Annotated in this window: 2 protein-coding genes and 1 pseudogene; 2 read left to right on the top strand and 1 reads right to left on the bottom strand. The window is 66.0% G+C overall.

Features of this window, described 5'->3' with window-relative positions; all coding sequences use genetic code 11:
* A partial coding sequence (gene argS / locus EOA60_RS19035; RefSeq protein ID WP_128311732.1) for an arginine--tRNA ligase occupies positions 1–1,379 on the top strand: 1,379 nt, incomplete at its 5' end.
* Here the strand turns inward: argS and EOA60_RS38270 are convergent.
* A complete protein-coding gene (locus EOA60_RS38270; RefSeq protein WP_206628163.1) occupies positions 1,363–2,382 on the bottom strand; it encodes a hypothetical protein in 1,020 nt (339 codons plus the stop codon). The genes argS and EOA60_RS38270 overlap by 17 nt on opposite strands.
* On the opposite strand from EOA60_RS38270, the pseudogene EOA60_RS19030 reads away from it, so the two are divergent.
* Positions 2,359–4,867, top strand: a pseudogene (locus tag EOA60_RS19030) (SPOR domain-containing protein); the annotation flags it as partial. The gene EOA60_RS38270 and the pseudogene EOA60_RS19030 sit on opposite strands and share 24 nt — an antisense overlap.

The raw sequence follows: 4,867 nt of genomic DNA, 5'->3' as shown, positions 1-4,867 counted from the left end.
AGTATGTCTCGGCCAATCCGACCGGCCCGATGCATGTCGGCCATTGCCGGGGCGCCGTCGTCGGCGACACTTTAGCCAACCTGATGGCCTTCGCCGGCTACGACGTGACCAAGGAATATGTCATCAACGATGCCGGCTCGCAGATCGACGTGCTTGGACGCTCGACCATGCTGCGCTATCGCGAGGCGCTCGGCGAAGCAGTCGGCGAGATTCCGCCAGGCCTTTATCCAGGCGACTATCTGATACCCGTCGGGCAGGCGCTGGCCGAACAGTTCGGCCTCGGCCTGCTGGAGATGCCGGAAGACGAGGCGCTGGCGATCGTCAAGGATCGCACGGTCGACGCGATGATGGCGATGATCCGCGAGGATCTGGCGCTGCTCAACGTGCATCATGACGTGTTCTTCTCCGAACGCACGCTGCATGCCGACAACGCCAAGAAGATCCGCGCGGCAATCGCCGACCTGACGCTGAAGGGCCATATCTACAAGGGCAAGCTGCCGCCGCCGAAGGGCGAGAAGCCGGACGACTGGGAAGACCGCGAGCAGACGCTGTTCCGCTCGACCGCGGTCGGCGACGACATGGACCGGGCGCTGGTGAAGTCGGACGGCTCGTTCACCTATTTCGCCGCCGACGTCGCCTATCTCAAGGACAAGGTCGAGCGCGGCTTCGTCGATCTCATCTATGTGCTCGGCGCCGACCATGGCGGTTACGTCAAGCGGCTCGAAGCGCTGGCGCGCGCGGTCGCCGGCGACACGGTCAAGCTCACGGTCCTGCTCTGCCAACTGGTGAAGCTGTTCCGCGACGGCGAGCCGGTCCGGATGTCGAAGCGGTCAGGGGATTTCGTCACGCTGCGCGACGTGGTGGAGGAGGTCGGCCGCGACCCGATCCGCTTCATGATGCTCTACCGCAAGAATGATGCGCCGCTCGATTTCGACTTCGCCAAGGTCACCGAGCAGTCCAAGGACAATCCGGTGTTCTACGTGCAATACGGTTCCGCGCGCTGCCACTCGGTGTTCCGGCAGGCGAGCGAGCAATTGGGCGAAGCGAATTTCGACCGCGACCGGCTTGTGGCCTCGGTTGCGTCGCTGACGGACGAGGGCGAAATCGGCCTGATCCGGAAACTCGCTGAATATCCACGGCTAATCGAATCCGCGGCGCTTGCGCTGGAGCCGCACCGGCTGGCATTCTACCTCTACGATCTGGCGTCGAGCTTCCACGCACACTGGAATCGGGGCACCGACAACCCAGACTTACGTTTTGTTAAGGTTAACGACCCACAATTGACGTATGCCAGACTGGGGCTGGTGCAGGCTGTTTCGGATGTTTTGACCTCCGGCCTGACGCTGATAGGAGCTGATGCGCCTACCGAAATGCGTTAGGTTTGACTAAAAAGCCTGTCACCTTTTGCCCACATTGCGCTGGTAAGGGCCAACCCTGCGCGACGTCCATGGCGTCCGACTGTGTGCGAGTTCGGGAACAATAATGGCAGACAGAACCCAGCTGAAAGTAGCCGCAAGCAATCATATCGCCGACGACGATCCGTTCGCCGAACTGACCCGCATCATGGGTTTCGATCCGCGTCAACCGGTCAGGCCGCAGTCGCCGGCGGCCGCAAAGGCTGCGCCCGCGAACCAGGCTGCCGATGGGGCCGACTTCGACATCGACCTCGAAAAGGAGCTGATGGGCGACTTCGACATTGCCGAGGAAAGCGAGCCGGTGGCGCAGCAGGCTGCCCAGGCTGCGCCGGCTTACTGGGCTGCCACTCTCAGCGACGACGAGCTCGCCGCTTCTCTCGAACGGGATTTCGTCTTTGACGATGCGGCGGATCACGCCCATTTTGCCACGCCCGCTGTTGCCACGCCCCCAGCGCCGGACCCGGCCGCGGACACGGCATACGACGATGATTTCGAGAAGGCGGTCGCGCGTTCGTTGGAAGTCTCGCCCGTGCAGGACGAGCTTTCCGTCGACCAGGAAATGGCGGCCTCGCTGGATGAGGGCTTCTGGATCGACGACCAGCCTGACACGGACGAGAGCGCCGCCGCGGCCGCCGAGCCTGCGGCTGTCGAGCCTGCTGTCCTTGAGCCTGCGGACGAGACGGCGTTCGACGCCGATTTCGACACTGCGGTCCAGATGTCGCTCGAGGACGAGTTGGCCTTCGATGACCGTGATATTGAGCCCGAAGGCGCCGACGTGCAGCCGATCGAGGCTCACGCCGCTGTCGACCAGCCGATCGCCGCTGAAGACTACGAGAGTGGGTCCGATCAGGCCGAATTCGTTCGGGCCGCAGTTGATCAGGCCCATTTCGATCAGGCCCAATCTGATCAGGCCCAATTTGAGCAGGCGACGGCTGATATCGCCATGGATATCGATCAGCCGCAGCACCTGATCCTGGAGCAGGAACTGTCGGTCGATGACGAGCCATCGCCGGCTCTCGAGGCGCCTGTTGAGGCCGAGCATTTCGCCGCCGATCCCGAGCCCGCCTTCGATCCCCAACCCGATCACGGAGCTGTAGCCGATCAGGTCTTCGAAGACGATTTCGAGCTCAGCTTCCGTGACGCGCTTGCCGAGGAGCCGGAAGGCCCGGCTGTCGATCCTGAACCGGTCGCCGGTCACGAGGCTGCGGCTGAAGAGGTCTTCGGAGACGATTTCGAACTCAATTTCGACAACGTGCCGTCTGGGGAATCGGAAGCGCCGGCTGCCGAGCCCGTCGCCGCGGCGGAGCCGCCATTTGCCGAGCCTGCTCCTTCTGCATCGGCACCGGTTCCGCCGGTTGCGGCAGTCGACCCGGCTAAGCCGGCCGCAGGCGAGCGCAGCCTGGAAGACGAACTCAATGCGCTGCTTGGCGCCATGACGGCGCGGCCAATTCCGGTTGCGCCGGTCCCGGTTGCTCCTGTTCCGGCCGCCGCATCGGCACCGCGGTCGGTCGTTCAGCCGGCTGGCGACACCGACCAGAAGGCTGGCGTGGGCGATGAGCTCGATTGGGACCTCGACGCACGCAACGAGCCCGCCTACGGCACGCAGATCGCCCAGTCCGCCGATGCCGATCTCGATAGGCTGCTCGCCGGCGAACTCGACCGGCAGGGCTTCGAAGGCGCGGCTTCCGAACAGGATGCCGAACCCAGCATAGATTTCGATGACGAGGCTTTCGACGCCGCCTTCGCCAAGGGCATCGAGATGGACGCGCCTGTCGCGCCTGCCGAACCGCCAAAGTCGTGGAGCCGCGTGACCCCGGTCGCAGCGCCGGTGCACGCCTCTTATGCCACGCAGCCTGCGGCTACGGCGCCGCAAACCGCGGCCCCTGCCTACGAACCGGTGAAGGATTATTCCGCATACGCCAAGCCGGCGCCGCAGATGCCGACGCCTGCCTATCGTGCGGAGCCGGCGAAGGACTATGCCGGTTACGCCACGCCGGCCCCGGCGCCGCAGATGTCGGCGCCTGCCGATCGTGAGGAGCCGGCGAAGGACTATGCCGGTTACGCCACGCCGGCCCCGGCGCCGCAGATGTCGGCGCCTGCCTATCGTGAGGAGCCGGCGAGGGACTATTCCGCTTACGCCAAGCCAGCCGCGGCGCCGCAGTCTCGCCAGCAGGAGGAAATGCCCGATGTCGAGACGGTCGATGTGCCGGAGCGCGTGGTGGCGTTGGCCGACGACCTCGACATTCCGGAGCTCAGCTTCGAGGAGGATCAGCCTGCGGCGCCTGCCTATGACGATCTCGATGCCGAGTTTGCCGGCCTGCTTAGCGAGATGAACGCAACCGAGATCGCTCAGGCGCCTGTGCAGAGCCGGGGCTATGAGGACGACTCCCACAATGCCGGACTCAAGACCGGCTACGACCGCCGCGAGTTGCGGGCCGAGACGGCCGCTGCACCGGCGACCCTGTCCTATGCCGCAGCTGCAAGCCAATTCGATGCAGACGATTTGCCCGGCAGCCGGCCGGTCTCGCAGGCGGACGACTTCGCCGTCGACGAACTTGACTACGATCCTGAGCTCGACGAAGCGATGACTGTGCCCGGCTTTGCCGAGCGCGAAGCCGCGAAGCCGCGAAGCCGTGGCATGATGCTTGCCGCGCTCGTCGGCGCCGTTGTGGTCGCGGGCGGTCTCGGCGCTCTCGCCTTCTCCTTTGGCGGCAAGGGCGGCAGCGAAGCGCCCGTGATCGTGAAGGCGGACAATTCGCCGATCAAGGTCAAGCCGCAAAACCCGGGCGGCACCGTGGTGCCGAACCAGGACAACAAAGTCTATGACGCCGTGGCCAAGGGTGGGGCGGCCAAGCCCGCCGAACCGGCGCAGCAGAAACTGGTGACCAACACCGAGGAACCTATCGACGTGGCGTCGAAGGAACCGGCGCAGAGCCGGATCGTCGACCTTTCGCCTGACGACACCGACGCCGCGCCTGGCACCAACTCAGCCGGCAATGCGGCCGCGGCAGCGCCGGTTCCGGACACAGCAGCTCCGGCTGCAGCCGCGCCGGCACCGGCCGCAGCCGCGCCGGCACCGGCCGCAGCCGCGCCGGCACCGGCCGAAGCAGCGCCGGCTCCGGAAGCCGCAGCGCCGGCACCGGAGGCCGCAGCGCCCGCACCGGACGCAGCAGCGCCGGCTGACGCCCAGGCCGCCGCCCCCGCAACCCCACAGCAGGCCGCTCCGGCGCCGAAATCGGAAGACCGCATCGCCCAGGTTCTGCAGGAGGCAGACAAGGGGACCAACAACGATGTCGTCGCCGTGGCGCCGCGCAAGGTGAAGACCATGATGGTGAAGCCTGACGGCTCGCTGGTTCCGCGCCAGGATCCGGCTCCCGCGCCGCAGGTCGCGGCAACCGAACCGACCGATCCGGCGCCGCAGCACGTCGCTTCCGCCGGGCAGGGCGATGCCC

Origin of the sequence: Mesorhizobium sp. M1A.F.Ca.IN.020.06.1.1 (assembly GCF_004023265.1) — a bacterium.
Classification (GTDB): Bacteria; Pseudomonadota; Alphaproteobacteria; order Rhizobiales; family Rhizobiaceae; genus Mesorhizobium.
Note: the sequence above shows the minus strand (reverse complement) of the source record. Positions and strands in the feature narration are given on the sequence as shown.